The organism is Streptomyces griseus (assembly GCF_001715295.1).
Classification (GTDB): Bacteria; Actinomycetota; Actinomycetes; order Streptomycetales; family Streptomycetaceae; genus Streptomyces; species Streptomyces griseus_G.
The window spans coordinates 124,045-150,505 of sequence record NZ_MDKB01000002.1 but is presented as its reverse complement, the minus strand read 5'-3'; the positions used below and the strand labels follow the sequence as shown (position 1 = coordinate 150,505).

Genomic DNA, 26,461 nt, shown 5'->3' with positions numbered 1-26,461 from the left:
CGGAGAGCGAGGGAACCACGTTGCGCCGCGCCGTCTGTCCGGGGTCGTTCGACCCCATCACCAACGGACATCTCGACATCATTGGCCGAGCCTCGAAGCTGTACGACGTCGTGCACGTCGCGGTGATGATCAACCAGTCCAAGAAGGGGCTGTTCACGGTGGAGGAGCGGATCGAGCTGATCCGCGAGGTCACCGCCGACTTCGGCAACGTCCAGGTCGAGTCCTTCCACGGTCTGCTGGTCGACTTCTGCAAACAGCGTGACATCCCCGCGATCGTGAAGGGCCTGCGCGCCGTCAGCGACTTCGACTACGAACTGCAGATGGCCCAGATGAACAACGGGCTCTCGGGGGTCGAGACGCTCTTCGTGCCGACCAACCCCACCTACAGCTTCCTGTCGTCCTCCCTGGTCAAGGAGGTCGCCACCTGGGGCGGCGACGTCTCGCACCTGCTGCCCCCCGCGGTCCACGACGCCCTGGTGGAACGGCTCCGCCGCGCGTGACGGGCTGACCGCCCGTCACCAGGTGTCGGACGGGAGGCGACTGGCCTTACAGTCGTCCCGTCCGTCTCCAACAGCAGCAGAGAGTGGCGAGCACACGGTGGACGTGCAGAAGAAGCTCGACGAGATCGTCGAAACGGTCGGGAACGCCCGCTCCATGCCCATGTCGGCCTCCTGCGTGGTCAACCGCGCCGAGCTGCTCGCGCTGCTCGAGGAGGTGCGCGAGGCCCTGCCCGGTTCCCTCGCCCACGCCGAGGAGCTGATCGGCGGCCGGGAGCAGCTCGTCGAGCAGGCCCGGCAGGAGGCCGAGCGGATCATCGAGTCGGCCCGCGCCGAGCGCGGCTCCCTGATCTCCGGCACCGAGATCGCCCGGCGCTCCCAGGCGGAGGCCGACCGGATCCTGTCCGAGGCCCGCCGGGAGGCCGACGAGGTCCGGGCCGAGGCCGACGAGTACGTCGACAGCAAGCTCGCCAACTTCGAGGTCGTCCTCACCAAGACCATCGGCTCCGTGGACCGCGGCCGGGAGAAGCTCCTGGGCCGCGGCGAGGGGCTCGACGAGCAGGGCTACGAGGACCCGGACTTCGCGGAGGCGCCCGAGCGCAGCTCGGACCCCGAGACGCTCAGGCGGCGCGCGGACGACTACGTCGACACGAAGCTGGGCGCCTTCGAGGCCGTGCTGGCCAAGACGCTGGAGGCCGTCGGCCGCGGCCGGCAGAAGCTGCACGGCCGGGTGGCCACCGACGAGCTCGGGGCGCACATGGCGGCGCAGGAGGCCGGGGGCGCCGCACTGCACACCAGTGACGAGGACCACTGGGCGGGTCTCGCGGAGCTCGCCACCCCGGCGCCGCAGCCGCAGTACACCGAGCCCGCACAGCCGGACTACGCGCCGGCGGCCGACTACCAGGACCCCTCGCCGACCGGCTTCCCCGCCCAGGCGCAGCCCGAGCCGCAGTACGCGCAGACCTACGCCTACCAGGACCAGCCGCTCCAGCAGACGGACCCCTACCCCGTCTACCAGCAGCAGCCCGACCCGTACGCCGCCTACCAGCAGCAGGGCGGTTACGACCCCGGCCCGCAGCACGGCGGTTACGACGCCCACCAGCATCAGGACCACGGCTGGCCGCAGCAGGCCCAGGCGCCCGCGCAGCAGGGGGAGAGCGCGCTCGACGAGACCAGCCTGTTCGACACGAGCATGATCGATCTGGAGCAGCTCCGCCGGTACGAACAGGGCCGCTGACACCCGGGCCGGGCGGCGGACGGACCGGATTGGGAGCTGGGCGGTACGTCCAGTATCCTGGCTCTTCGGTCGCGCGTATGTCCGCGATCCCGGCTGCCCGCATCCTCTCCGGACCGGGGCGGCCCTCCCCGAAGCCCCACCCCGCACATGATCCGAAAGCAGGAGAAGCCCTGAACGGCCACCTCGACCACCGCAACCCCCTCGTGTTCGATACGCGGGAGCTGGGTCGGCGTCCTGGTGCCCTGAAGCGGCTGACCCGCTCGGTCGAGGCACCGAAGGACCTCGGTATCGACGGGGTCATCGGTGTGCCGGAGCACGCGCCCCTGGCGCTGGACCTCCGCCTCGAATCGGTCATGGAAGGGGTACTCGTCACGGGTACCGCCCGTGCGACGGCCGAGGGGGAGTGCGTAAGGTGTCTGGAGCCGCTGCGCCTCGATGTGGAAGCGGACTTCCAGGAGATGTTCTCGTACCCTGACGCCGATGACCGGAACCGCAGCAGGACCGCGGACCCGGTCGACGACGCCGAGGACGACGAGGACAGGTTCTTTCTCGAGGACGGCTTGTTCGACCTCGAGCCTGTGCTGCGCGACGCGGTGGTGCTCGCACTGCCGCTGCAGCCGGTGTGCAAGGAGACCTGTGCCGGTCTGTGTTCCGAGTGCGGAATCAGGCTGGACGAGAATCCCGGCCACCACCACGATGCCGTCGACATCCGTTGGGCGGCACTGCAAGGACTCGCCGAGACCGTTCAGGACGGCGAGAAGGACAACATGGGCGGCGCCGAACCGGGCGTCGACGAGAAGCAGGAGAAGTAGCCGTGGCTGTTCCGAAGCGGAAGATGTCGCGCAGCAACACGCGCCACCGCCGGTCGCAGTGGAAGGCTGCGGTCCCCACCCTGGTTTCGTGCGAGCGTTGCCAGGAGCCGAAGCTCCAGCACATTGCGTGCCCGAGCTGCGGCACCTACAACAAGCGCCAGGTCCTCGAGGTCTGAGCGGCTGGTGAGAGGCCCGATGTCTGAGTTGTCCAGCGCCAAGAAGCAGGCAGACAACGTCAACACAGCCTCGTCCCACACGCTTCTGGAAGGGCGGCTCGGGTATCACCTCGAGTCCGCCCTTCTGGTGCGTGCGCTGACCCACCGTTCGTACGCGTACGAGAACGGCGGTCTGCCCACCAACGAACGGCTCGAATTCCTCGGGGATTCGGTGCTCGGCCTGGTGGTCACGGACACGCTGTACCGCACCCACCCCGACCTGCCCGAAGGCCAGCTGGCCAAGTTGCGGGCCGCGGTGGTCAACTCGCGTGCACTTGCGGAAGTGGGCCGCGGCCTCGAACTCGGCTCCTTCATCCGGCTCGGCCGCGGTGAAGAGGGCACGGGGGGCCGGGACAAGGCTTCCATCCTCGCCGACACCCTGGAAGCGGTGATCGGCGCCGTCTATCTCGATCAGGGCCTCGACGCGGCCTCGGAGCTGGTTCACCGGCTCTTCGACCCGCTGATCGACAGGTCCTCGAACCTCGGAGCCGGCCTGGACTGGAAGACCAGTCTCCAGGAGCTCACCGCGAGCGAGAGCCTCGGAGTCCCCGAGTACCTCGTCACGGAGACCGGCCCCGACCACGAGAAGACCTTTACTGCTGCCGCTCGCGTCGGTGGTGTCTCGTACGGCACCGGCACCGGCCGTAGCAAGAAGGAAGCGGAGCAGCAGGCGGCGGAATCCGCCTGGCGCGAGATCAGCGCCGCCGCTGAGGCGCGGGAGGCGGCGGCGAAGACCGCCGCGGAGGCAGGGGCCGCCGACACCTCTGCCGCCCCGGCGCCCCACACGGACGCCGCTCCGGCCTGAGCGTTTCGGGGAGCCCCTCGGTGCCTGGTGCACCGGGGGGCTCTCGCTGTGTCTTCCCGTCCCGAAGGAGTGTTCACCGTGCCGGAACTGCCCGAGGTCGAGGTCGTACGACGGGGCCTGGAGCGCTGGGTCGCCGGGCGCACCGTCGACGAGGTCGAGGTGCTGCACCCGCGTGCCGTCCGCCGGCACCTCGCGGGCGGTGTGGATTTCGCGGCCCGGCTCCGCGGCCTGCGCTTCGGTACGGCGATGCGCCGCGGCAAGTACCTCTGGGTCCCCCTCGACGACGCGGAGTTCTCGATGCTCGGCCACCTCGGCATGAGCGGCCAGCTGCTCGTGCGGCCGTCGGCGGCGCCGGACGAGAAGCACCTGCGCATCAGGTTCCGTTTCGACGACGTCCTCGGCACGGAGCTGCGCTTCGTCGACCAGCGCACCTTCGGGGGGCTCTCGCTCCACGACAACACCCCCGAGGGGCTGCCCGACGTCATCGCGCACATCGCCCGCGACCCCCTGGATCCGGCCTTCGACGACACTGCGTTCCACACGGCACTGCGCCTGCGCCGTACGACGATCAAGCGCGCCCTGCTCGACCAGTCCCTGATCAGCGGGGTGGGCAACATCTATGCGGACGAGGCGCTCTGGCGCAGCAGGCTGCACTACGAACGGCCGACGGCGACGCTGACCCGCCCCGTGACCGCCGGGCTGCTCGGCCATGTCCGGGACGTGATGCGCGAGGCCCTCGACCAGGGCGGCACCAGCTTCGACAGCCTGTACGTCAACGTGAACGGTGAATCCGGTTACTTCGACCGGTCACTCGACGCGTACGGCCGTGAGGACGAGCCCTGCCGCCGCTGCGGTACGCCGATGCGCCGCCGGCCGTGGATGAACCGGTCCAGCTATTTCTGCCCCCGCTGCCAGCGCCCGCCGCGGGCGGTCTGAAAGGCGGGAACCGCCGTACCGGGCCGGCGCGGGGTCAGGCCTCGCGGGCGGCGTCGTACCGGCCGCGGGCGTCGAGCACCTCGGGCATCCGGCCCTCCACGAGCTGGATGAGGTCCAGCAGCCTGCCGGCCACCTCGCGCCCGAGGCCGGTCAGCTCGTAGTCGACGCGCGGCGGATTGGTGGGACGAGCTTCCCGGAGCACCAGGCCGTCGCGCTCCAGCGCGTGCAGGGTCTGGGAGAGCATCTTCTCGCTGACGCCGTCCACGCGGCGGCGCAGCTCGTTGAAGCGGAGGCCGCTCTCGAAGAGGGCCCCCAGGGTGAGACCGCCCCAGCGGCCCGTGACGTGCTCCAGGGTCCCGCGCGACGGGCACTGCCGGGAGAAGACGTCGAAAGGGGAGACGCCGTAGCCGTCCGTCACACCGTTCGTCTCCGCCTCGCCCATGGGGCCCAGCTTACGCCCGCGCAGCGCTCACCCACGGAGAGCGCAGCGCCGCAGGATGCGCGGGGCACGGCCGTAGGGCAGTGGGCGTCGCGCCTTCACGGCATGAGGGAGCACGCCGGTTCGAGCCCGGTCGGCCTTGCCCCTCCCGACCGCACTCCCGCCGCGTCCGGCCGGGCGAGCCGCACCGCCCGGCTTCTCAGAAGCCGAAGTCCTGCGTCCACCAGGGGCCGCCGGAGCCGAAGTGCACACCGACCCCCAGGGTCGTGTAATCGCAGTTGAGAATGTTTGCGCGATGGCCGTCGCTGTTCATCCAGGCGTCCATCACGGCCTGGGCGTCGGCCTGGCCGCGGGCTATGTTCTCGCCGCCGAGACCTGTCACGCCGGCCTTCGCCGCGCGGTCCCAGGGGGTGGCGCCGTCCGGGTCGGTGTGGTCGAAGAAGGCGCGCGCGGCCATGTCCTCGCTGAAGGTCTGAGCCAGGGCGGTCAGGGACGCGCTGGCGGTGACCGGTCGGCAGCCGACCTTGGAGCGCTCCTCGTTGACGAGGGCGAGCACGGCGTCCTGCGCGGAGGCAGCGGCCGGCGAGGAGGGCGCGCGGCTCGACGAGGCGGGGGTGGTCCTGGGCGCGGCCGGGGCCTTCGAGGCCGGGGGCGCACTCTTCTTCGCTTCCGCGGACGGTGCCGCGGTCCGCTCCGGCGACCCGGCCGGGGCCGGCTTCCTCGTGGCGGCCGGCTTCTCCGTCTGCCGGGAGGCCTGCTTCGACGCGGTGGCCGAAGGCTTGCCGTCCGGGGACGCGGAGGGGGACTTCGACGCCCCGGAACGGCCCGTACCCCTTCCGGCCTGGGCGGACGCGCGGTCGGTGGGGTCTGCGGAGGAGCCACCCTGGGTCAGCAGGTCGGGAGCGCCGCCCGTGCGGACCTGGTCCGGGGAGGAGCCACCGCTGATGCTGTAGGTGTCGCCACCCGGCAGCAGACCCGACGTGACGGCTACGGCGCCGACGGCCACGGCCGCGGAGACCCCGAGCAGGCCGGTGCGCAGGGGCACTGCGCTCCGCCTCTTCCGGCGGGAACCGCGGCGTCCTTCGGCAGCGCCCGCGGTCTGCTGCTCAGCTGCGGGGGCTGCGCCTGCGCGTCGATGGCGTCCCATGCGCTGTGCCTTCCTCGTGCTCGGAGCGCCGCTACGACGACACCGTGTCCACCGTCCGGCTCACCCGATCAGGTGAGCTATTGCGACGGGACTGTACGCCATGGCGTATTCGGGCGACGTGCTGCTCGATCAATTGGCCGGTTAGCGTTCGGGCATGAACGAAGACGCACGGCTTGTCGTCTGGGTACGCGGCCGAGTACAGCAAGTAGGGTTCCGCTGGTTCACCAGGGCACATGCTTTGGAGATCGGAAGTCTTACCGGCTTCGCCCTCAATCTCGACGACGGCCGTGTCCAGGTCGTCGCGGAAGGGCCGCGTGAGAATTGCCACCGTCTGCTCGATTGGCTCGCCACCGGCGACACGCCCGGCCAGGTGGACGGAGTGACTGAGATCTGGGACACGCCCCGGGGTGGTTATGAAGGATTCGCGATCCGCTGATCGGGTCGGTGGCGGCGCTGCCGATCCACTGCGGATCCGGCGGGGGACGAGGGGCGGGAGAGCGGGGTGCAGGGAAGCGCGCACCCGAAATGACCTGCGAAAGCATCCGGCGAAGGAGCATGGTTGCCAAGAAGTGGATGTCATGCGAGGCTGCGGCATTGACGAAGATCTCCACACCCCTCGGGGTCCCGCAGGAGAGCCGCGCCGCATGATCGTCCAGGCGTGCGCCCCCGGGACACCCGCCTCACGGGGTGTGATCGTGTTGACCGTCAAACTTTTTGGTGAGACGCTGAAATCCCCGCGCACCTTGGCTGTTCGGCAGTGCTGGTTGACAGCAGAACCGCAGTGACGACCGACCACTGCCGAGCACCGCGGGTGCGATTCCCTCACGACCCACACCGCATCGGTCGGTCACTCAGTGTGGAGGACCATCCATCATGGCAAAGGCGCTTCTCGGTTACGTCGGCGGTTCCGACCCGCGACTCCTCGCCGAGATGCGACGGCTTCAGCAGCGTGTCAAGGATCTTGAGTCCGAGCTTGCCCGGATCCAGGACGAGAAGGACGCGCTCAGCGCCGCCGCACAGCACCAGGAGTCGCTGCTCGACAGCATCGACATCGACGTACCCCAGGCGGAGCCCGCGCTGACCTGACCGCCCGCCCGGCAGGGCCGGTCAGGCAGCTCGTGCGACTCGCTCGAGATCACCACCGGAATGTCTTCGTCACGGGTCGTCGCCCGGGCGCCGAGGAATGCTCGTCCTGCCCGTCCGCATGCGATCCGTCACGCCGACTCTGCACGATGGACAAGGGACGCTTCGGCGTCCCTTTTTTCATTCCCCCGGCCTGCCCCCCGATGTCTCGCTCCTCGCCTACCGTCTGATGTGCCCTGCGCCTTCGCCGGCGAAACCGAGAGGGAAAGGTAGAGTCCGGCGGCGTGCACCTCAAGGCCCTGACCCTGCGTGGTTTCAAATCATTCGCCTCCGCCACGACCCTGCGCTTCGAACCGGGGATCACCTGCGTGGTCGGGCCGAACGGCTCCGGCAAATCCAATGTGGTGGACGCTCTCTCCTGGGTCATGGGTGAGCAGGGGGCGAAATCCCTGCGCGGCGGCAAGATGGAAGACGTGATCTTCGCCGGTACCACCGGCAGGCCACCGCTGGGACGCGCGGAAGTGTCGTTGACCATCGACAATTCCGACGGTGCGCTGCCCATCGAGTACGCCGAAGTGACGATCACCCGGATCATGTTCCGCAACGGCGGCAGTGAATACCAGATCAACGGCGACACCTGCCGGCTGCTCGACATCCAGGAACTCCTTTCCGACTCCGGTATCGGCCGCGAGATGCACGTCATCGTCGGACAGGGCCGGCTGGACTCCGTCCTGCACGCCGATCCCATGGGGCGCCGCGCCTTCATCGAAGAGGCCGCCGGCGTGCTCAAGCACCGCAAGCGCAAGGAGAAGGCGCTGCGGAAGCTGGAGGCGATGGGGGCCAACCTCGCCCGGGTCCAGGACCTGACCGACGAACTGAGGCGCCAGCTCAAACCGCTCGGCCGGCAGGCCGCCGTGGCCCGCAGGGCAGCCGTCATCCAGGCCGATCTCCGCGACGCGCGGCTCCGCCTCCTCGCCGACGACCTGGTGCGCCTCCGTGAGGCGCTGCGCGGTGAGATCGCCGACGAGGCCGCCCTCAAACAGCGCAGGGAAGTGGCGGAGGGCGAACTCAAGGCGGCACTCGCCCGTGAGGCGGGCCTGGAGGACGAGGTCCGGCGGCTGTCTCCGCGCCTCGAGCGGGCCCAGCAGACCTGGTACGAACTGTCGCAGCTGGCCGAGCGGGTACGCGGCACGGTCTCGCTCGCCGACGCACGCGTGAAGAGCGCCACCGCGCCGCAGGAGGAGGAGCGGCGTGGGCGGGACCCCGAGGACATGGAGCGCGAGGCCGCCCGGATCCGCGAGCAGGAGGCGGAACTGGAGGCGGCCCTCGAAGCGGCGGAGCACGCCCTGGAGGACACCACCGCCCACCGGGCCGAACTGGAGCGGGAGCTGGCGGCCGAGGAGCGCAGGCTCAGGGACGCCGCCCGGGCCATCGCCGACCGGCGCGAGGGCCTCGCCCGGCTCAACGGCCAAGTCAACGCCGCCCGCAGCCGGGCCGGTTCGGCGCAGGCCGAGATCGACCGGCTGGCGGCGTCCCGGGACGCCGCCCAGGAACGGGCGGTGGCCGCGCAGGAGGAGTACGAGCAACTCAAGGCCGAGGTCGAGGGCCTGGACGCGGACGACGTGGAACTGGCCGAGCGGCACGAGGCAGCCAAGCGGGAACTCGCCCGGGCGGAGAGGGCCCTCGACGGCGCGCGGGACGCGGCCACCGCTGCGGAGCGCAAGCGCGCGGCGGTCGCGGCCCGGCACGAGGCGCTCGCCCTGGGACTGCGCCGTAAGGACGGCACGGGCGCACTGCTCGGTGCGGGCGACCGGCTCCCGGGACTTCTCGGGCCGGCGGCGGAACTGCTCACGGTCACCGCCGGGTACGAGGTCGCGGTGGCTGCGGCACTGGGGGCGGCCGCCGACGCCGTCGCGGTGACGGACCCGGCGACGGCGGCGGACGCGATCCGCCTGCTGCGCAAGGAGGACGGCGGGCGGGCGGCCCTGCTGCCGGCGGGAGGGGGAGCCGGGCAGGTCCCCGGCCCGGGCGTCGACCGGACCACCTCGCCCGCCGCCCCGGTGCACGCGTCCGGCGGCGGACCGCTGTCGGGGGAGGCATCCGCGTCCGGACCGGCCGCCCGTGAGGCACCCGTCTCCGGGCCGACCGCCGGTGACGGGCCGGCGGCCGGGGCGTCTCACGCACTTCCGGCGGCCCGGACGGGGGAGGAGGTGCCCCCGGCGACCGGCCGGGTCCCCGCGGAGGGCGCCGCCGCGCCGGCCGTCGCCGCCCTGGTGCAGGGGCCGGCCGAACTCATGGCGGCCGTGCGGCGGCTGGTGCGTGACATGGTGGTCGTGGGGACGCTGGAGGACGCCGAGGACCTGGTGGCGGCGCACCCGGGGCTGACCGCGGTGACGGCCGAGGGCGACGTACTGGGCTCCCACGTCGCGTACGGCGGCTCGGCCGGGGCGCCCAGCCTGCTGGAGGTGCAGGCCTCCGTCGACGAGGCCGCCGCGGAGCTGGCCGACCTCGCCGTGCGGTGCGAGGAACTCGCCTCGTCCCAGCACCGGGCGGCCGTCCTGCGCGACCGGGCGGCCGCCGAGGTGGAGGAGCTGGGGGAGCGGCGCCGGGCCGCCGACCGGGAGAAGTCGGGCGTGGCCCAGCAGCTCGGCAGACTGGCCGGCCAGGCCCGCGGCGCCGCGGGGGAGGCCGAGCGGTCGGCCGCGTCCGCGGCCCGTGCCCAGGAAGCGCTGGAACGGGCCACCGCCGAGGCCGAGGAGCTCGCGGAGCGGCTGCTCGTCGCGCAGGAGACCCCGGTGGAGGAGGAACCGGACACCTCCGTACGGGACCGGCTCGCCGCGGACGGGGCCAATGCCCGCCAGACCGAGATGGAGGCCCGTCTCCAGGTCCGCACCCACGAGGAGCGGGTCAAGGGCCTCTCCGGACGGGCCGACGCCCTGGACCGCGGGGCCAGGGCCGAGCGCGAGGCCCGCGCCCGTGCCGAGCAGCGCCGCGCCCGGCTGCGCCACGAGGCCGAGGTCGCCACGGCGGTGGCGTCCGGCGCCCGCCAGCTGCTGGCGCACGTCGAGGTGTCCGTCCTGCGGGCGCAGCAGGAGCGGGCCACGGCGGAGGCGGCCAAGGCCGAGCGGGAAAGGGAGCTGGCCGCCGAACGCGGCCGGGGCCGTGACCTCAAGACGGACCTCGACCGGCTCACCGACTCGGTGCACCGGGGCGAGGTGCTCGGGGCCGAGAAGCGGCTGCGCGTGGAGCAGCTGGAGACGAAGGCACTGGAGGAGTTCGGCGTGGAGCCGGCCGGTCTGGCCGCCGAGTACGGCCCCGACCGGCCGGTGCCGCCGTCCCCGGCGGCCGAGGGCGAGGAGCTTCCGCAGGATCCGGGCCACCCCCGCAATCAGCCGAGGCCGTTCGTCAGGAGTGAGCAGGAGAAACGGCTGAAGGCGGCCGAACGGGCGTACCAGCGACTCGGGAAGGTGAATCCGCTCGCCCTCGAGGAGTTCTCGGCGTTGGAGGAGCGGCACAAGTTCCTCTCCGAGCAGCTTGAAGACCTGAAGAAGACGCGGGCCGATCTGATGCAGGTGATCAAGGAGGTCGACGAGCGGGTCGAGCAGGTGTTCACGGAGGCGTTCCGCGACACCGCGCGCGAGTTCGAAGGGGTCTTCTCGCGGCTCTTCCCCGGAGGCGAGGGGCGTCTCGTCCTCACCGATCCGGACAACATGCTGACGACCGGTCTGGACGTCGAGGCCAGGCCGCCGGGCAAGAAGGTCAAGCGGCTCTCGCTCCTGTCGGGCGGCGAACGGTCCCTGACGGCCGTGGCCCTCCTTGTCTCCATCTTCAAGGCGAGGCCGAGCCCCTTCTACGTCATGGACGAGGTCGAGGCGGCGCTCGACGACACCAATCTGCAGCGGCTGATCCGGATCATGGAGGAACTCCAGGAGAGCTCCCAGCTCATCGTGATCACCCACCAGAAGCGCACGATGGAGGTCGCGGACGCGCTGTACGGAGTCTCCATGCAGGGCGACGGGGTCTCCAAGGTGATCAGCCAGCGACTGCGCTGAGGCGCCCGGCCGTACGGTCGTCGCGGTGGTCCCGGTCACACGGTCTTCACCAAATCTACAAGCCTTCAATGCGCCACGCGGGAACCTCGGGGTACGTGTGGGTAACCAAGGGCCTCACCCCGGTATTGACTACGAAACTTGAACGCATACTCTCGGAAACGTTGTTTTTGTCTTCAAGTGGTGGTCGGCTGCAAGTTGTGCGCCACTGGGAAGGCTCACCCCCCACGCCTGACGTTGCGGCCAGGCATCAGGAGATTCATGTGACCAGCACAGAGCGTGGACCGGATTCCGGAGCCAGACAGGCGCACCCGGACCATCTCGGCCATGTCATCTTCATCACGGCAGCCGCAGCGATGGGCGGCTTCCTCTTCGGCTACGACAGCTCCGTGATCAACGGCGCCGTCGAGGCGATCCGTCACCGTTACGACATCGGCTCGGGGACGCTGGCCCAGGTCATCGCCATCGCTCTCATCGGCTGTGCGATCGGAGCGGCCACGGCGGGGCGCATCGCGGACCGGATCGGCCGCATCCGCTGCATGCAGATCGCCTCGGTGCTCTTCACCATCAGCGCCGTCGGTTCCGCGCTGCCGTTCGCGCTGTGGGACCTCGCCATGTGGCGCATCATCGGCGGCTTCGCCATCGGCATGGCCTCCGTCATCGGCCCGGCCTACATCGCCGAGGTCTCGCCACCCGCCTACCGCGGCCGGCTGGGCTCCTTCCAGCAGGCCGCGATCGTCGTCGGTATCGCCATCTCGCAGCTGGTCAACTACGGCATCCTGCAGATCGCCGACGGCGACCAGCGCGGCAAGATCGCGGGCTTCGAGGCCTGGCAGTGGATGCTCGGTGTGATGGTCGTCCCCGCCGTCCTGTACGGACTCCTGTCGTTCGCGATCCCCGAGTCGCCCCGCTTCCTGATCTCCGTGGGGAAGAAGGAGCGTGCCCGCAAGATCCTTGCAGAGGTCGAGGGCAAGAACGTCGATCTCGACGCGCGCGTCCTCGAGATCGAGACGGCCATGCGCCGCGAGCACAAGTCGAAGTTCAGCGACCTGCTCGGGAGCCGCTTCGGCTTCCTGCCGATCGTCTGGATCGGTATCGGCCTCTCGGTGTTCCAGCAGCTCGTCGGCATCAATGTGGCGTTCTACTACTCGGCGACGCTCTGGCAGTCGGTCGGCATCGACCCCTCCGCCTCGTTCTTCTACTCGTTCACCACGTCGATCATCAACATCATCGGCACCGTGATCGCGATGATCCTGGTCGACCGGGTGGGTCGGCGGCCGCTCGCGCTCGTCGGATCCACCGGTATGGCCATCGCGCTGGCGTTCGAGGCCTGGGCCTTCTCCGCGGACCTGGTCGACGGCAAACTGCCGACCGCCGAGGGCACCGTCGCGCTGATCGCCGCCCACGTGTTCGTGCTCTTCTTCGCGCTCTCGTGGGGGGTCGTGGTCTGGGTCTTCCTCGGCGAGATGTTCCCCAACCGCATCCGCGCCGCAGCCCTCGGAGTCGCCGCCTCGGCGCAGTGGATCGCCAACTGGGCGATCACGGCGAGCTTCCCGAGCCTGGCCGAGTGGAACCTCTCGGGCACGTACATCATCTACACCTGCTTCGCCGTGCTGTCGATCCCCTTCGTGCTCAAGTTCGTGAAGGAGACCAAGGGCAAGGCGCTGGAGGAGATGGGCTGATCCCCGCTGTCCCTCTCCTCGGCACCGGCCACCGCCCCGGTCCGGCCCCGCGCCGGACCGGGGCGGTGTGCTGTTCCCGGCGGGCGCCGGTGCCGGACCGGGGCTGTCCGGGAACAGGGCGCCGGGGGCGGCCGGAGGCCCGAGGGAGCACGTACACCGGCAGGGCGCCGGGGGAGCGGTCGCCGCGCCGGCCGAAGGACGTCCGGAAGCGCCGGGACACACCCCGGGGAAGGGCGCGCGGCCCCGGCCGGTGCGCTCGCCGTCGGGCATCGGGCCCCAGAGCGCGGCGCGGCGTGGCCCTCCCCCAAACGGTGCATAACACATCCAGGGGCCGTCGTACCTTCTCCGCAACCGCGCCCCGACCGCGGCCGTGGCCGATACTGGACGCGTTATGGACATCGTCATCCTTGCTGTAGTCATCGCCCTGGTCGCGGTCGGCCTGATCAGCGGGCTCGTGGTCAGCAGCCGCAAGAAGAAGCAGCTGCCGCCCTCGGCACCGTCGAGCACGCCGACCATCACTCCCCCCGCCGAACCACGCGTCGGCGAGGAACCCGAGGCGCCGCGCGACGAAGCGCGGCGCACCATCGAGGAGGTCGGTCTCCCCGGCACCGAGGTCCCCGTCGAGGAAGCCCCGGTGGTCGTCGAGCCGGAGATCCCCGCGCTCGAAGTGCCCGAGCCCACCGCGGGCCGTCTGGTACGGCTCCGCGCCCGGCTCGCCCGTTCGCAGAACTCCCTGGGCAAGGGGCTGCTCACGCTCCTGTCCCGCGACAACCTCGACGAGGACACCTGGGAGGAGATCGAGGACACACTCCTCACCGCCGACGTCGGCGTCGCTCCGACCCAGGAGCTGGTGGAGCGGCTCCGTGAGCGGGTCCGTGTCCTCGGCACCCGTACGCCCGAAGGGCTCCGCGCGCTGCTGCGCGAGGAGCTCGTCACCCTGCTGGGCCCCGACTTCGACCGCACCGTCAGGACGGAGGGAGGCGAGGAGACGCCGGGCGTCGTGATGGTCGTCGGTGTCAACGGCACCGGCAAGACCACCACCACGGGCAAGCTCGCCCGGGTGCTCGTCGCGGACGGCCGAAGCGTCGTGCTCGGCGCGGCCGACACCTTCCGTGCCGCCGCCGCCGACCAGCTCCAGACCTGGGGCGAGCGCGTCGGCGCCCGTACGGTCCGCGGCCCCGAGGGCGGCGATCCGGCGTCGATCGCCTTCGACGCCGTGAAGGAGGGCATCGCCGAGGGCGCCGACGTGGTGCTCATCGACACGGCGGGCCGGCTGCACACCAAGACGGGTCTCATGGACGAGCTCGGCAAGGTCAAGAGGGTCGTGGAGAAGCACGGGCCGCTCGACGAGATCCTGCTCGTCCTCGACGCCACGACCGGCCAGAACGGCCTGGTGCAGGCGCGGGTCTTCGCGGAGGTCGTCGACATCAGCGGCATCGTCCTCACCAAGCTGGACGGCACCGCCAAGGGCGGCATCGTCATCGCCGTCCAGCGCGAGCTCGGCGTGCCGGTGAAGCTCATCGGCCTCGGCGAGGGGCCGGACGATCTGGCCCCGTTCGAGCCGGGTGCCTTCGTCGACGCCCTGATCGGCGACTGATCCCGTACCCGCCGTGACGCCCGAAGGGCGGTGCGCCCTCCCCGGACACGGGGGGAGTCACCGCCCTTCGGCGTTCACCAGCGGTGGCATATGTACGCCAGGGTGCCCAGCAACAGGCGCGCCTGCGGGGGAGTGACGGCCGTTTCCCGCACCGGCTCGCGCAGCCAGCCGACCGGTCCGAGGCCGCCCAGGTCCGACGGGGGCGCCGTGATGTGGGACCCCCGGCCCAGGGCCCGCAGATCCAGGTCCGCGTCGTCCCAGCCCATCCGGTAGAGCAGCCCGGGCAGCCCGGCCGCGGCCCCCGGCGCGACGAAGAACTGGGCCCGTCCGTCAGGCGTCACCGTCACCGGCCCCAGCGGCAGTCCCATCCGCTCCATCCGGGCCAGGGCGCGCCGCCCGGCTCCCTCGGCGACGTCGAGTACGTCGAAGGTCCGTCCCACGGGCAGCAGGATCGAGGCGCCGGGCACTTGCGCCCAGACATCGGCGGCGACCCGGAAGGGTGCGCCCGCCGGAACCTCGGGGGCGAAGCCCAGCGGATGCGCCCCGGGAGCGGGGCACGCGGTGTCGCCGCACGAGCAGGCGCCGGACGCGGCCCGGGCGCCCGGGGCCACCGCCCAGCCCCAGAGCCCGGAGTACTCGGCCACCGCCGTGGCCCCGGCCGTCCGGCCGCGGCGACGCGAGCCCGCCCGCCTCTCGTGGATGCCGCCGATCGTGAAGCCCATGCCCCCTCCAACGGGTCCGACTCACCGGTGGTTACGACCCCGGAGTCCCTGACGTCCTCGACGCCGGCGATTGCGGCAGCGCGGCGTGGCACTCAAGGGCGTGCGCCCTCAGGATGTCCCGCAGATGCACGGCGGGCGCGCGACGACCATCCGCCACGCGCCCCTGAATGCTTCGATCCGCTCGCCACTGATCGCGCTCTGTCAAGTGAATCGTGGACGTGGTGCGGCGCGTTCATCCGAAGGGGTGGCGAATGGTGGCGTTTCCGTACCCGACCTCGCTGTCGTGGTGATCGGTGGATTACTGTCGGTATCCGAGGCTGCAATTGCATGTGCGTTCATGGGTATGCCCCGGGCAATTCGACTTCCTGTTCGATGGCAGCGATCGCCGTACGGACGGCACCGACGCACAGCATTCTGGTAGAGGTTCGCGGCGACAGGTTTCGGCGGATGGGGGCGTTCCAGTGGGTGGCAGCGGCGCAGGCGAGGCGAATGCCGGAAAGCGCCCCAACGGGCAGCTGGGATCGTGGTTCGTCCGCAGCGGCTGGTCGAAGGGCGAGCTCGCCCGCCAGGTGAACCGCCGAGCGCGCCAGATGGGTGCCCACCACATCAGCACCGACACGTCCCGGGTGCGGCGCTGGCTCGACGGCGAACAGCCCCGAGAGCCGATCCCGCGCATCCTCTCCGAGCTCTTCTCCGAGCGCTTCGGCGCCGTGGTGGCCGTGGAGGACCTCGGACTCCGGGCCGCCCACCGGTCGCCCTCGGTCGCCGGCGTCGACCTGCCCTGGGCCGGCCCGCAGACGGTCGCCCTGCTCAGCGAGTTCTCCCGCAGCGACCTGATGCTCGCCCGGCGCGGATTCCTCGGCAGCTCCCTGACCCTGGCGGCGGGTCCCGCCCTCGTCGAGCCGATGCAGCGCTGGCTGGTGCCCGTCCCCCCCTCGGCGCCGGCCGGCCCGGAACCCGCCTCCACCACCGGCCGGCCCTCACGCCTCTCGCCGCCCGAGCTGGATCTGCTGGAGTCCACCACGGCGATGTTCCGGCAGTGGGACGCCCAGTGCGGCGGGGGTCTGCGCCGCAAGGCCGTCGTCGGTCAACTCCACGAGGTCACGGACCTGTTGCAGGAGCCGCACCCCGAGGCGACCGCCAGACGGCTCTTCCGCTGCGCCGCCGAGCTGGCCGAACTGGCCGGCTGGATGAGTTACGACGTGGGCCTCCAGCCCACTGCGCAGAAGTACTTCGTGCTCGCCCTGCACGCCTCCAAGGAGGCCGGCGACAAACCGCTGGGGTCGTACATCCTGTCGAGCATGAGCCGTCAGATGATCCACCTCGGACGGCCCGACGACGCTCTCGAACTCATCCACCTCGCGCAGTACGGAAGCCGGGACTGCGCCACGGGACGCACCCAGGCCATGCTGTATGCGATGGAGGCCCGGGCGTACGCCAACATGGGCCGGCCGAGCAAGTGCAAGCGGGCCGTCCGGATGGCCGAGGACACCTTCGCCGACGCCGTCCTCGACGACGAGGAGGAGCCCGACTGGATCCGCTTCTTCTCCGACGCCGAACTGCACGGCGAGAACGCCCACTCCTACCGGGACCTGGCCTATGTGGCCGGCCGCAGTCCCACGTACGCCTCGCTCGCCGAACCCGTCATGGCCCGCGCCGTGGAGCTGTTCGGCGAGGACGCCGAGCACCAGAGGTCCTACGCCCTCAACCTGATCGGCATGGCCACCGTGCACCTCCTCAAGCGGGAACCCGAGGAGTCCGCCGTGCGGGCCGCCCAGGCGCTGAAGATCGCCAGGAGGGTCCGGTCCGAACGGGTCAACACCCGGCTGCGCAAGACCGTCTCCACCGCGGCCAGGGACTTCGGCGACGTCCCCGAGGTGGCCCGGCTCACCGATCTGCTCACCGAACAGCTCCCGGAGACCGCCGAAGCGGTCTGACCCCGTCCCGGACCACCGGCCACGACAGCGTCCCGTACACCCCGACCCGGCTCCCCCATCGCCAGGTCAGCGGACGGCTGCCGTGGCCGGTTCCTGTTCCTCCCGGGGCCCCGGGAGTCCCGCACCGCACCGTATGCGGCGCGTGCGGCGCGGCAGGCGGTACACCGGGTCCGCCACCCCGGGTTCATTCGGACGTAACACGCCCGCTCCCTTCGTCACTGCGGTGAAACACCGTGCGGCATCCGTGGAAACCGCGCTGCGCCAATCTCATGGCGCATAACCGGCCCGCACCTTTTCCCAGTGGTCCCCGCACCCCGCACGTGGCCGCACCGACGACGAGGAGACGCCGATGCCCCCAGGCATCACGACGCTTGCCGCAGACGCCCCCGAGCTGTCTGCCGCCAACACAGGGTTCATGCTCATCTGCACCGCGCTGGTGATGCTCATGACCCCCGGTCTCGCCTTCTTCTACGGAGGCATGGTCCGCGTCAAGAGCACCCTGAACATGCTGATGATGAGCTTCGTCAGCCTCGGGATCGTCACGGTCCTGTGGGTGCTCTACGGATTCAGTCTCGCCTTCGGCACCGACGTCGGCTCCCTCGTCGGCTGGAGTTCCGACTTCGTGGGCCTCGGCGGCATCGGTGTCACCGAGCTGTGGGACGGCTACACCATCCCCGTCTACGTCTTCGCGGTCTTCCAGCTGATGTTCGCCGTGCTCACCCCCGCCCTCATCAGCGGCGCCCTCGCCGACCGGGTCAAGTTCACCTCCTGGGCCCTGTTCATCACCCTGTGGGTCACCGTCGTCTACTTCCCGGTCGCCCACTGGGTCTGGGGCGCCGGCGGCTGGCTCTTCGAGCTGGGTGTCATCGACTTCGCCGGAGGGACGGCCGTCCACATCAACGCCGGTGCCGCCGCACTCGGTGTGATCCTCGTCATCGGCAAGCGGGTCGGCTTCAAGAAGGACCCGATGCGGCCGCACAGCCTGCCGCTCGTCATGCTCGGCGCCGCCCTCCTGTGGTTCGGCTGGTTCGGCTTCAACGCGGGCTCGTGGCTCGGCAACGACGACGGGGTCGGCGCGGTCATGTTCCTCAACACCCAGGTCGCCGCCGGTGCGGCCGTCCTGGGCTGGCTCGCCTACGAGAAGATGCGGCACGGCTCCTTCACCACCCTGGGCGCCGCCTCCGGCGCCGTCGCCGGCCTCGTCGCCATCACTCCGGCCGGCGGCGCGGTCAGCCCGCTCGGCGCCCTCGCGATCGGCGTCGTCGCCGGTGTCGTGTGCGCCATGGCCGTCGGCCTGAAGTACCGGTTCGGCTACGACGACTCCCTGGACGTCGTCGGCGTCCACCTCGTCGGCGGCGTCCTCGGCTCCCTCCTCATCGGCTTCTTCGCCACCGGTGGTGTGCAGTCCGACGCCAAGGGCCTCTTCTACGGCGGCGGCCTCGAACAGCTCGGCAAGCAGGCCGTGGGAGTCTTCGCGGTACTCGCCTACTCCCTCGTCGTCTCCGCCCTCCTCGCCCTCCTCCTCGACCGGACGATCGGGATGCGGGTCAGCGAGGACGACGAGGTCTCCGGCATCGACCAGGTCGAGCACGCCGAGACCGCGTACGACTTCAGCGGCGCGGGCGGCGGCTCGGCCCCCCGCACCACGGCGCCCGGTACGACGGCAGCCCCGACGAACAAGAAGGTGGACGCATGAAGCTCATCACCGCAGTCGTGAAGCCGCACAGGCTGGACGAGATCAAGGAGGCGCTCCAGGCCTTCGGCGTCCAGGGCCTCACGGTCACCGAGGCCAGCGGCTACGGGCGTCAGCGCGGCCACACCGAGGTCTACCGCGGAGCCGAGTACACCGTCGACCTGGTACCGAAGATCCGCATCGAGGTCCTCGTGGAGGACGAGGACGCCGAACAGCTCATCGACGTCGTCGTCAAGGCGGCCCGTACGGGCAAGATCGGGGACGGAAAGGTCTGGAGCGTCCCGGTCGAGACCGCGGTCCGTGTACGGACCGGCGAACGCGGCCCCGACGCACTCTGACCGACGGATCCGGCGCCGGCCACGGCGCCGGCCGAACAGACGGAAAGGCAGCCGGGTGACGAGCACCGGAGTGACCACCGAATCCGAGGACTCGGGACCCAGCGGCTACGCGGCGGCCCGGCTGCGCCTTCTCCAGGAGAGGACGCGGTCCGGGCCGCCGCGCCGTGCGGCCCTCGCCCGCCTCACCGACGACTGGCTGAGCGCACTGTTCTCCTCCGCCGCCGAGGCGACGGGCGTCCGGGGCGCCGCCCTCGTCGCCGTCGGCGGGTACGGGCGCGGCGAGCTCTCCCCGCGCAGCGACCTCGACCTCGTCCTTCTGCACGACGGCGGCGCCGGCGCCGCGGCCGTCGCGGCACTCGCCGACCGGATCTGGTACCCGGTCTGGGACCTGGGCCTGGCACTCGACCACTCCGTGCGCACCCCCGCCGAGGCGCGCGCGACCGCGGGGGAGGACCTCAAGGTCCACCTCGGGCTCCTCGACGCCCGGCCCGTCGCCGGGGACCTCGGGCTCGTCGCCGGACTCCGCACCGCCGTCCTCGCCGACTGGCGCAACCAGGCCCCCCGGCGCCTCCCCGCCCTCGACGCACTCTGCCGTGAACGGGCCGCACGCATGGGCGAGCTCCAGTTCCTGCTGGAACCCGACCTGAAGGAGGCCCGCGGCGGCCTCCGGGACGCCACCGCCCTGCGGGCCGTCGCCGCCTCCTGGGTCGCCGACGCCCCGCGCGAAGGCCTCGCCGAAGCGCGCCGCACCCTCCTGGACGTCCGCGACGCCCTCCACCTCGCCACCGGCCGGGCCACCGACCGCCTCGCCCTCCAGGAACAGGAACAGGTCGCCCGGAGCCTCGGCCTCCACGACTCCGACGCCCTGCTGCGCCAGGTGTACGAGGCCGCCCGGACCGTCTCGTACGCCACCGACGTCACCTGGCGCGAGGTCAACCGGGTCCTGCGCACCCGCTCCGCACGGCCCAGGCTGCGGACCCTGCTCGGCGGTGCCAAGGCCGCCCCGGAACGCACCCCGCTCGCCGACGGCGTCGTCGAAGCCGACGGCGAGGTCGTTCTCGCCCGCACGGCACGCCCGGAACGCGACCCGGTCCTGACCCTCCGGGCCGCCGCGGCGGCGGCCGAGTCGGGACTGCCGCTCTCCCGGCACTCCGTACGCCACCTCCGGACGGCGGCCCGGCCGCTGCCCGTGCCGTGGCCCGCCGAGGCCCGCGAGGAGCTCATCACCCTGCTCGGGGCGGGCGAGGCCACCGTCGCGGTGTGGGAGGCCCTGGAGGCCGAGGGGATCGTCACCCGGCTGCTGCCCGACTGGGAGCGGGTCCGCTGCCGCCCCCAGCACAACCCCGTCCACACCTGGACCGTCGACCGCCACCTCGTCGAGACGGCCGTACGGGCCTCCTCCCTCACCCGCCGTGTCGGCCGCCCCGACCTCCTCCTGGTCGCGGCCCTGCTCCACGACATCGGGAAGGGCCGGCCGGGGGACCACTCCGTCGCCGGAGAGGTCATCGCCCGGGACGTGGCCGCCCGTATCGGCTTCGACCAGCAGGACGTGGGTGTCGTGGCCACTCTCGTACGCCACCACCTGCTGCTCGTCGAGACCGCCACCCGGCGCGATCTCGACGACCCCGCCACCGTGCGCTCCGTCGCCGCCGCCGTGGGCAGCGCCTCCACCCTGGAGCTCCTGCACGCCCTCACCGAGGCCGACGCCCTGGCCACCGGGCCCGCCGCCTGGAGTTCCTGGCGCGCTTCCCTCGTCACCGACCTCGTCGAGCGCGTCGCCGCGCTGCTGGCCGGTGAGGAACCCGCCGAACCGGAGCCGCTCGCCCCCAGCGCCGAACAGGAACGCCTGGCCGTCGAGGCCCTGCGCACCGGTGAGCCCGTCCTCGCCCTGCACACCCGGCCGGAACCCGCCTCCGAGGGTGGTGAACCGGAACCCGTCGGCGTCGAGCTCCACATCGCCCTGCCCGACCGCCCCGGAGTGCTGCCCGCGGCGGCCGGGGTGCTCGCCCTGCACCGGCTCACCGTCCGAGCCGCCGACCTGCGGGCCGTGGACCTCCCCACCGAACTGGGTGGATCGGCCGGGCTGCTCGTCCTCAGCTGGCGGGTCGCGGCCGCGTACGGCTCCCTCCCGGAGGCCGCCCGGCTCCGCTCCGACCTCGTACGCGCCCTGGACGGCACGCTGGACATCCGGGCCAGGCTCGCCGAACGGGAGGCCGCCTATCCGCGCCGGCGTGGGTGGAAGGCTCCGCCCCCACGGGTGACCGTCGTGCCGACGGGCTCGCGGCTCGCCACGGTGATCGAGGTGCGTGCCCAGGACGCGCCGGGGCTGCTGCACCGGATCGGCAGGGCCCTGGAACAGAGCGCGGTACGGGTCCGCAGCGCCCACGTCTCGACCCTCGGGGCGAACGCCGTGGACACGGTCTACGTCACACGTCAGGACGGCACCGTGCTGTCCGCCGCCGACGCGGCAGCGCTGGCGAGGACGCTGGAGGACGCTCTGCGATGAGGGCGTGACGAGCGACGTCCGCGGCCGTCGAGCGGGGTGCGGCAGGTCCCCTGGTCCCGGGATGTTCCGGCGTCCACGGCGTCCGCGCCGGGAGGGGACACGTGTCCCCGTGCGCGTGCGGGATCGACAGCCTCGCCGGTCGGGCAAGACCGGCGAGGCTGTCGTCCGCCCGGGCCGGATACTCTAGGAACGAATCACCCGACCCCGACCCTGAGGACCGACGAGCGCCGTGTTCGATACTCTCTCCGACCGCCTTAGCGCGACTTTCAAGAACCTCAGGGGCAAGGGCCGCTTGTCCGAGGCGGACATCGACGCCACGGCTCGTGAGATCCGTATCGCCCTGCTCGAAGCCGATGTCGCCCTGCCCGTCGTCCGTGCGTTCATCGCCAACGTCAAGGAGCGGGCGCGCGGCGTCGAGGTCTCCCAGGCGCTGAACCCCGCCCAGCAGGTCGTCAAGATCGTCAACGAGGAGCTCGTCGGCATCCTCGGCGGCGAGACCCGGCGGCTGAGGTTCGCGAAGAACCCGCCGACCGTGATCATGCTCGCGGGTCTGCAGGGTGCGGGCAAGACCACCCTCGCCGGAAAGCTGGGCCTCTGGCTCAAGGGCCAGGGCCACTCCCCGCTGCTCGTCGCCTGTGACCTCCAGCGCCCCAACGCCGTCAACCAGCTGAGCGTCGTCGCCGACCGCGCGGGTGTGGCGGTGTACGCGCCGGAGCCGGGCAACGGTGTGGGGGACCCGGTCAAGGTCGCGCAGGACTCCGTCGAGTTCGCCAAGGCCAAGGTCCACGACATCGTGATCGTCGACACCGCCGGCCGCCTCGGCATCGACGAGGAGCTGATGCGGCAGGCCGCGGACATCCGTGACGCCGTCAGCCCCGACGAGATCCTCTTCGTCGTCGACGCGATGATCGGCCAGGACGCGGTCAACACCGCCGAGGCCTTCCGTGACGGCGTCGGCTTCGACGGCGTGGTCCTCTCCAAGCTCGACGGCGACGCCCGCGGTGGTGCCGCCCTCTCCATCGCCCACGTCACGGGCAAGCAGATCATGTTCGCGTCGAACGGTGAGAAGCTCGAGGACTTCGACGCCTTCCACCCCGACCGCATGGCCTCCCGCATCCTCGACATGGGTGACCTGCTCACCCTGATCGAACAGGCGGAGAAGACGTTCAGCCAGGAAGAGGCCGCCAAAATGGCCTCCAAGCTGGCGTCGAGCAAGGGCAAGGACTTCACGCTCGACGACTTCCTGGCGCAGATGGAGCAGGTCAGGAAGATGGGCTCCATCTCCAAGCTGCTCGGGATGCTGCCGGGCATGGGGCAGATCAAGGACCAGATCAACAACATCGACGAGCGCGACGTGGACCGCACCGCGGCGATCATCAAGTCGATGACCCCGAAGGAACGGGCCGAGCCGACGATCATCAACGGTTCGCGCCGGGCCCGTATCGCCAAGGGTTCCGGAGTCGACGTCTCCGCCGTCAAGAACCTCGTCGAGCGGTTCTTCGAGGCCCGCAAGATGATGTCGAAGATGGCCCAGGGCGGCGGCATGCCCGGGATGCCGGGGATGCCGGGCATGGGTGGCGGTCCCGGCCGGCAGAAGAAGCAGGTCAAACAGGCCAAGGGCAAGCGCAAGAGCGGCAACCCGATGAAGCGCAAGGCGGAGGAGCAGGCCGCCGCGGCCCGCCGCGAACAGGCGGCGGCGCAGGGCGGTGCCTTCGGTCTCCCCGCCCAGGAGGACAAGAACTTCGAACTGCCGGACGAGTTCAAGAAGTTCATGGGCTGACCGGGGTCGCCCGGCAGTGAGGGGGCACCCCGCCCGGCGGGGTGCCCCCTCACCGTCCCCACGGGTCCACCTCGCACGGGCCGGCTACGCGGCCGCGCTTCGGGTCCCTACGTGACGCACACCAGGTAGCGGAAGACGTTGGGCATCCAGACCGTGCCGTCGGGCCGCAGGTGCGGATGGAGCGCCTCCGCCACCTCCTTCTCGACCTGGGAACGGTCCGTCGCCCGGATCGCCGCCTCGAACAGCCCGGTCGAGAGCAGACCGCGCACCGCGCTGTCCACGTCCGCGTATCCGAAGGGGCAGGACACCCGGCCGGAGCCGTCCGGCTTCAGCCCGGCCCGCGCCGCCACCTCCTCCAGGTCGTCGCGCAGGGCCGGCCGCCAGCCGTTCCCCGAACGCGGCGTGGGCGCCGCCTCGGCGAGCCGGCTCGCCACCCGGAGTACCGGGGCGGTGGCGCAGCGCTCCGGCGGACCCCACCCCGTCAGCACCACGGTCGCTCCGCGCACGGCCAGCGGGACGGCGGAGGCCAGGGCGGGCGCGAGTCCGTCGGAGTCACCGGTCGCGCAGCCGATCGGGTGGAAGACGGTGAGCAGGTTGTACGGCGCCTGTCCGGCCGGCGTGGCCGCCGCGGGTGCACCCTCGACGAGCCTCGCGCGCGCCCGCGTACCGCCCGGACCCGGCTCGTGCCGTGGGTCGGACAGCAGGCGCTCGCGTGCCAGGGCGAGCCGTTCGCGGTCGGTGTCGACGCCGGTGACGCGCGCCCCTCGCGAGGCCGCGATCAGCAGGGCGAGCCCGGAACCGCAGCCGAGGGAGAGCATCCGGGTGCCGGTCCCCACTTCGAGCCGGTCGAACACGGCTTCGTACAGCGGTGCCAGCATGCGCTCCTGGATCTCGGCCCAGTCGCGGGCACGGGTCCCGGCGTCCTCCGGGGCGGACGAGTCCGCGTACCTACGGTGCCGGACGAGCGTTGGTGTCATGGAATGCGCCCCAATCCGCCGAGAGTTCGGTCGTGCCCGAGTTCCGTCCCCCTGGTGTGTGCGGCCGCGACCCCCGTATGCCAGAGAACCCCGCCTCGGCGGTCCCGTCCAGGGGGTGGATGGGTCGGACGGCGGTGCCCGTGTGCTCCGGTCGTGCGCCCCCGGCTCCGGTCGGCACGGCGGGGCCGGGGCCGGCGCGCCTGCTGCTCGCTTCCTCACAGTCTGACCCGGCACGCGGGAGGCAGCACGTCGAGAGCCTCGCCGGCCCGGGCGGGCGGGGGCGTCCGGGCCGGCCCCGCGCGCCGGGTAGGGTCGGCACAGGAGGTCGTGGAGGGTCGGCCGACGGGGCCCCTACGCCCTCGTGTGTACGCCACGGACCCCCAGCTGCGTACAGCACGCTACGTACCGGCTTGGTGCGAGCTGTGTGACTTCTCCGCAGATCTGGTCACCCGCCCTCGTCCGGACGTATCAACGGCAACTGACTGGTACGTGCAAATTATTTGGGATGCCCCGGAATAGGAACACCGGAGCAGTCAGGCTCGTTGTCACGACGTGAGCACGACACCACCTGTACTTGCCGCAGAGCTGGCACAGGCGTGGGCCGACATTCAGCGGTACCACCCCGAGCTGCCCGATCTTGCCGCGCCAGAGTCCCTGATCGGAGAATCCTCGTCCGCCTGTGGCGCCGAGCTCTCCTTCGAACGACTGCTCCACGAGGCAGTCCACGGCATCGCCGCCGCGCGAGGTGTGCGGGACACCTCCCGGGCCGGCCGCTACCACAACCGACGCTTCCTCGCGATCGCCGAGGAGCTGGGGCTCGATCACGCCGAGGAGCCCCACCCCAGCAGCGGATTCTCGCTGGTGACCCTGAATCCCGAGGCCAGGCGCAGATACCGCCCGACCGCGGAACGGCTGCAGCGCGCGCTCAAGGCGCACACCGTGGCCACCGCCGCGGACACCAAGCGCTCCTTCCGCGGCCCCGCCGCCCGGCACGGCTCCTCCGGAGGGGGTGTGCGGGTGAAGGCCGTCTGCGACTGCGGGCGCAACGTCCGGGTCGTCCCGTCGGTCCTCGCCCAGGCGCCGATCGTGTGCGGCGGGTGCGGCAAACCCTTCCGGATCCCCGAAGGGGCGGTCGCGGTGGGGTGACCCGAAGTGGTGTGGCACAATGGTCAGCTGTACTCGACAGTCGCACAGGACCCCTCTCTCCTCCGGCTGACGCGTCCATCGGGCACCCGAGTACCGCAACCCCACGTGGCATCTTTTGTGCCCAACCACGTCAGAGACCAGGAGACACCACTTCCGTGGCAGTCAAGATCAAGCTGAAGCGTCTGGGCAAGATCCGTTCGCCTCACTACCGCATCGTCGTCGCCGACTCCCGTACCCGCCGTGACGGCCGGGCCATCGAGGAGATCGGCCTGTACCACCCGGTGCAGAACCCCTCGCGCATCGAGGTCAACTCGGAGCGTGCGCAGTACTGGCTGTCCGTCGGCGCCCAGCCGACCGAGCCGGTTCTCGCGATCCTGAAGCTCACCGGTGACTGGCAGGCCCACAAGGGTCTCCCGGCCCCCGCGCCGCTGCTGCAGCCGGAGCCCAAGGCCGACAAGCGTGCCCTGTTCGAGGCCCTGAACACGGACGGCGACGAGGCCAAGGGTGAGGCCATCACCCAGAAGGCCAAGAAGTCGGACAAGAAGGCGGACGAGGCGGCCGACGCTGCCGCGTCCACCGAGTCGACCGAGGCCTGAGCATGCTCGAGGAGGCTCTTGAGCACCTCGTGAAGGGCATCGTCGACAACCCCGACGATGTGCAGGTCGCCTCGCGTGACCTGCGCCGTGGACGGGTGCTGGAGGTCCGGGTCCACCCCGACGACCTCGGCAAGGTGATCGGCCGTAACGGCCGCACCGCGCGCGCCCTGCGTACCGTCGTGGGTGCCATCGGCGGACGTGGTATCCGTGTCGACCTCGTCGATGTGGACCAGGTTCGCTGAAAGAGTTGAACACCGGCCGGGGCCG

Annotated in this window: 23 protein-coding genes; 19 read left to right on the top strand and 4 right to left on the bottom strand. The window is 71.4% G+C overall.

What is annotated here, in order from left to right:
• Nucleotides 1-20 precede the first annotated feature (20 nt).
• The 6 genes from coaD to mutM all read left to right on the top strand — a co-directional run bounded on the left by coaD (nt 21) and on the right by mutM (nt 4,502).
• Nucleotides 21-500 carry a pantetheine-phosphate adenylyltransferase gene (gene coaD / locus BA175_RS07280; protein WP_217493218.1) on the top strand — a complete coding sequence of 160 codons (480 nt, stop codon included), beginning with the start codon at nt 21-23 and terminating at the stop codon, nt 498-500.
• Nucleotides 501-597: 97 nt separating this feature from the next.
• Nucleotides 598-1,734, top strand: a complete 1,137-nt coding sequence (locus tag BA175_RS07275; protein ID WP_069170481.1) for a cell division initiation protein — start codon at nt 598-600, stop codon at nt 1,732-1,734.
• Nucleotides 1,735-1,937: 203 nt separating this feature from the next.
• Nucleotides 1,938-2,546, top strand: a complete 609-nt coding sequence (locus tag BA175_RS07270) for a YceD family protein (RefSeq protein ID WP_069171991.1) — start codon at nt 1,938-1,940, stop codon at nt 2,544-2,546.
• Between the two features lie 2 nt (nt 2,547-2,548).
• On the top strand, nt 2,549-2,722 hold the full coding sequence (rpmF, locus tag BA175_RS07265; protein ID WP_003965982.1) for a 50S ribosomal protein L32: 174 nt from the start codon (nt 2,549-2,551) through the stop codon (nt 2,720-2,722).
• 19 nt (nt 2,723-2,741) lie between these two features.
• A complete protein-coding gene (gene rnc / locus BA175_RS07260; protein ID WP_069170480.1) occupies nt 2,742-3,566 on the top strand; it encodes a ribonuclease III in 825 nt (274 codons plus the stop codon).
• A gap of 78 nt (nt 3,567-3,644) precedes the next feature.
• The gene (gene mutM, locus BA175_RS07255) at nt 3,645-4,502 is read left to right on the top strand and encodes a bifunctional DNA-formamidopyrimidine glycosylase/DNA-(apurinic or apyrimidinic site) lyase (RefSeq protein WP_069170479.1); all 858 of its coding nucleotides are present in this window, start codon (nt 3,645-3,647) and stop codon (nt 4,500-4,502) included.
• Nucleotides 4,503-4,536: 34 nt separating this feature from the next.
• On the opposite strand, the gene BA175_RS07250 is transcribed toward mutM, so the two are convergent.
• Nucleotides 4,537-4,944, bottom strand: coding sequence for a winged helix-turn-helix transcriptional regulator (locus BA175_RS07250; protein WP_069170478.1), 408 nt, complete (start codon nt 4,942-4,944; stop codon nt 4,537-4,539).
• 196 nt (nt 4,945-5,140) lie between these two features.
• The gene (locus tag BA175_RS07245) at nt 5,141-6,088 is read right to left on the bottom strand and encodes a CAP domain-containing protein (RefSeq protein WP_069170477.1); all 948 of its coding nucleotides are present in this window, start codon (nt 6,086-6,088) and stop codon (nt 5,141-5,143) included.
• Between the two features lie 154 nt (nt 6,089-6,242).
• On the opposite strand from BA175_RS07245, the gene BA175_RS29335 reads away from it, so the two are divergent.
• The 5 genes from BA175_RS29335 to ftsY all read left to right on the top strand — a co-directional run bounded on the left by BA175_RS29335 (nt 6,243) and on the right by ftsY (nt 14,499).
• On the top strand, nt 6,243-6,524 hold the full coding sequence (locus BA175_RS29335) for an acylphosphatase (RefSeq protein ID WP_079159436.1): 282 nt from the start codon (nt 6,243-6,245) through the stop codon (nt 6,522-6,524).
• 437 nt (nt 6,525-6,961) lie between these two features.
• Nucleotides 6,962-7,174, top strand: a complete 213-nt coding sequence (locus BA175_RS07240; RefSeq protein WP_069170476.1) for a hypothetical protein — start codon at nt 6,962-6,964, stop codon at nt 7,172-7,174.
• A gap of 281 nt (nt 7,175-7,455) precedes the next feature.
• Nucleotides 7,456-11,223: an AAA family ATPase gene (locus tag BA175_RS07235; protein WP_069170475.1), complete on the top strand. Its 3,768-nt coding sequence runs from the start codon at nt 7,456-7,458 to the stop codon at nt 11,221-11,223.
• A 260-nt stretch (nt 11,224-11,483) separates the two neighbouring features.
• Entirely contained in the window at nt 11,484-12,902 is a 1,419-nt protein-coding gene (locus BA175_RS07230; protein ID WP_069170474.1) for a sugar porter family MFS transporter, read from the top strand.
• A gap of 391 nt (nt 12,903-13,293) precedes the next feature.
• Entirely contained in the window at nt 13,294-14,499 is a 1,206-nt protein-coding gene (gene ftsY, locus BA175_RS07225; protein WP_069170473.1) for a signal recognition particle-docking protein FtsY, read from the top strand.
• A gap of 74 nt (nt 14,500-14,573) precedes the next feature.
• On the opposite strand, the gene BA175_RS07220 is transcribed toward ftsY, so the two are convergent.
• On the bottom strand, nt 14,574-15,221 hold the full coding sequence (locus BA175_RS07220; RefSeq protein ID WP_069170472.1) for a bifunctional DNA primase/polymerase: 648 nt from the start codon (nt 15,219-15,221) through the stop codon (nt 14,574-14,576).
• A 461-nt stretch (nt 15,222-15,682) separates the two neighbouring features.
• On the opposite strand from BA175_RS07220, the gene nsdA reads away from it, so the two are divergent.
• The 5 genes from nsdA to ffh all read left to right on the top strand — a co-directional run bounded on the left by nsdA (nt 15,683) and on the right by ffh (nt 23,475).
• Complete coding sequence (nsdA, locus tag BA175_RS07215; RefSeq protein ID WP_069170471.1) at nt 15,683-17,158, top strand: transcriptional repressor NsdA; 1,476 nt, start codon at nt 15,683-15,685, stop codon at nt 17,156-17,158.
• Nucleotides 17,159-17,507: 349 nt separating this feature from the next.
• Entirely contained in the window at nt 17,508-18,854 is a 1,347-nt protein-coding gene (locus BA175_RS07210; protein WP_069170470.1) for an ammonium transporter, read from the top strand.
• Nucleotides 18,851-19,189, top strand: a complete 339-nt coding sequence (locus tag BA175_RS07205) for a P-II family nitrogen regulator (RefSeq protein ID WP_069170469.1) — start codon at nt 18,851-18,853, stop codon at nt 19,187-19,189. Before BA175_RS07210 ends, BA175_RS07205 begins: the two co-directional genes overlap by 4 nt.
• Nucleotides 19,190-19,244: 55 nt before the next feature.
• A complete protein-coding gene (locus BA175_RS07200) occupies nt 19,245-21,695 on the top strand; it encodes a [protein-PII] uridylyltransferase (protein ID WP_069170468.1) in 2,451 nt (816 codons plus the stop codon).
• 229 nt (nt 21,696-21,924) lie between these two features.
• The gene (ffh, locus tag BA175_RS07195; RefSeq protein ID WP_069170467.1) at nt 21,925-23,475 is read left to right on the top strand and encodes a signal recognition particle protein; all 1,551 of its coding nucleotides are present in this window, start codon (nt 21,925-21,927) and stop codon (nt 23,473-23,475) included.
• Between the two features lie 107 nt (nt 23,476-23,582).
• Here ffh and BA175_RS07190 read toward each other — a convergent pair whose 3' ends face one another.
• Complete coding sequence (locus BA175_RS07190) at nt 23,583-24,452, bottom strand: methyltransferase domain-containing protein (RefSeq protein ID WP_069170466.1); 870 nt, start codon at nt 24,450-24,452, stop codon at nt 23,583-23,585.
• A 552-nt stretch (nt 24,453-25,004) separates the two neighbouring features.
• Here BA175_RS07190 and BA175_RS07185 point away from each other — a divergent pair.
• The 3 genes from BA175_RS07185 (at nt 25,005) to BA175_RS07175 (ending at nt 26,436) form a co-directional block, all read left to right on the top strand.
• Nucleotides 25,005-25,598, top strand: coding sequence for a hypothetical protein (locus BA175_RS07185; protein ID WP_069170465.1), 594 nt, complete (start codon nt 25,005-25,007; stop codon nt 25,596-25,598).
• Nucleotides 25,599-25,753: 155 nt separating this feature from the next.
• Entirely contained in the window at nt 25,754-26,194 is a 441-nt protein-coding gene (rpsP, locus tag BA175_RS07180; RefSeq protein WP_069170464.1) for a 30S ribosomal protein S16, read from the top strand.
• A gap of 2 nt (nt 26,195-26,196) precedes the next feature.
• A complete protein-coding gene (locus BA175_RS07175) occupies nt 26,197-26,436 on the top strand; it encodes an RNA-binding protein (RefSeq protein WP_014153811.1) in 240 nt (79 codons plus the stop codon).
• Nucleotides 26,437-26,461 lie beyond the last annotated feature (25 nt).

What these genes read in the sequence shown, in the direction of transcription:
- BA175_RS07220 (WP_069170472.1), bottom strand. Translation starts at nt 15,221, where the DNA reads ATGGGCTTCACGATCGGCGGCATCCACGAGAGGCGGGCGGGCTCGCGT.
- BA175_RS07205 (WP_069170469.1), top strand. Translation starts at nt 18,851, where the DNA reads ATGAAGCTCATCACCGCAGTCGTGAAGCCGCACAGGCTGGACGAGATC.
- ftsY (WP_069170473.1), top strand. Translation starts at nt 13,294, where the DNA reads ATGGACATCGTCATCCTTGCTGTAGTCATCGCCCTGGTCGCGGTCGGC.
- BA175_RS07250 (WP_069170478.1), bottom strand. Translation starts at nt 4,944, where the DNA reads ATGGGCGAGGCGGAGACGAACGGTGTGACGGACGGCTACGGCGTCTCC.
- BA175_RS07190 (WP_069170466.1), bottom strand. Translation starts at nt 24,452, where the DNA reads ATGACACCAACGCTCGTCCGGCACCGTAGGTACGCGGACTCGTCCGCC.
- rnc (WP_069170480.1), top strand. Translation starts at nt 2,742, where the DNA reads ATGTCTGAGTTGTCCAGCGCCAAGAAGCAGGCAGACAACGTCAACACA.
- BA175_RS07240 (WP_069170476.1), top strand. Translation starts at nt 6,962, where the DNA reads ATGGCAAAGGCGCTTCTCGGTTACGTCGGCGGTTCCGACCCGCGACTC.
- BA175_RS29335 (WP_079159436.1), top strand. Translation starts at nt 6,243, where the DNA reads ATGAACGAAGACGCACGGCTTGTCGTCTGGGTACGCGGCCGAGTACAG.
- BA175_RS07175 (WP_014153811.1), top strand. Translation starts at nt 26,197, where the DNA reads ATGCTCGAGGAGGCTCTTGAGCACCTCGTGAAGGGCATCGTCGACAAC.
- BA175_RS07245 (WP_069170477.1), bottom strand. Translation starts at nt 6,088, where the DNA reads ATGGGACGCCATCGACGCGCAGGCGCAGCCCCCGCAGCTGAGCAGCAG.
- BA175_RS07210 (WP_069170470.1), top strand. Translation starts at nt 17,508, where the DNA reads ATGCCCCCAGGCATCACGACGCTTGCCGCAGACGCCCCCGAGCTGTCT.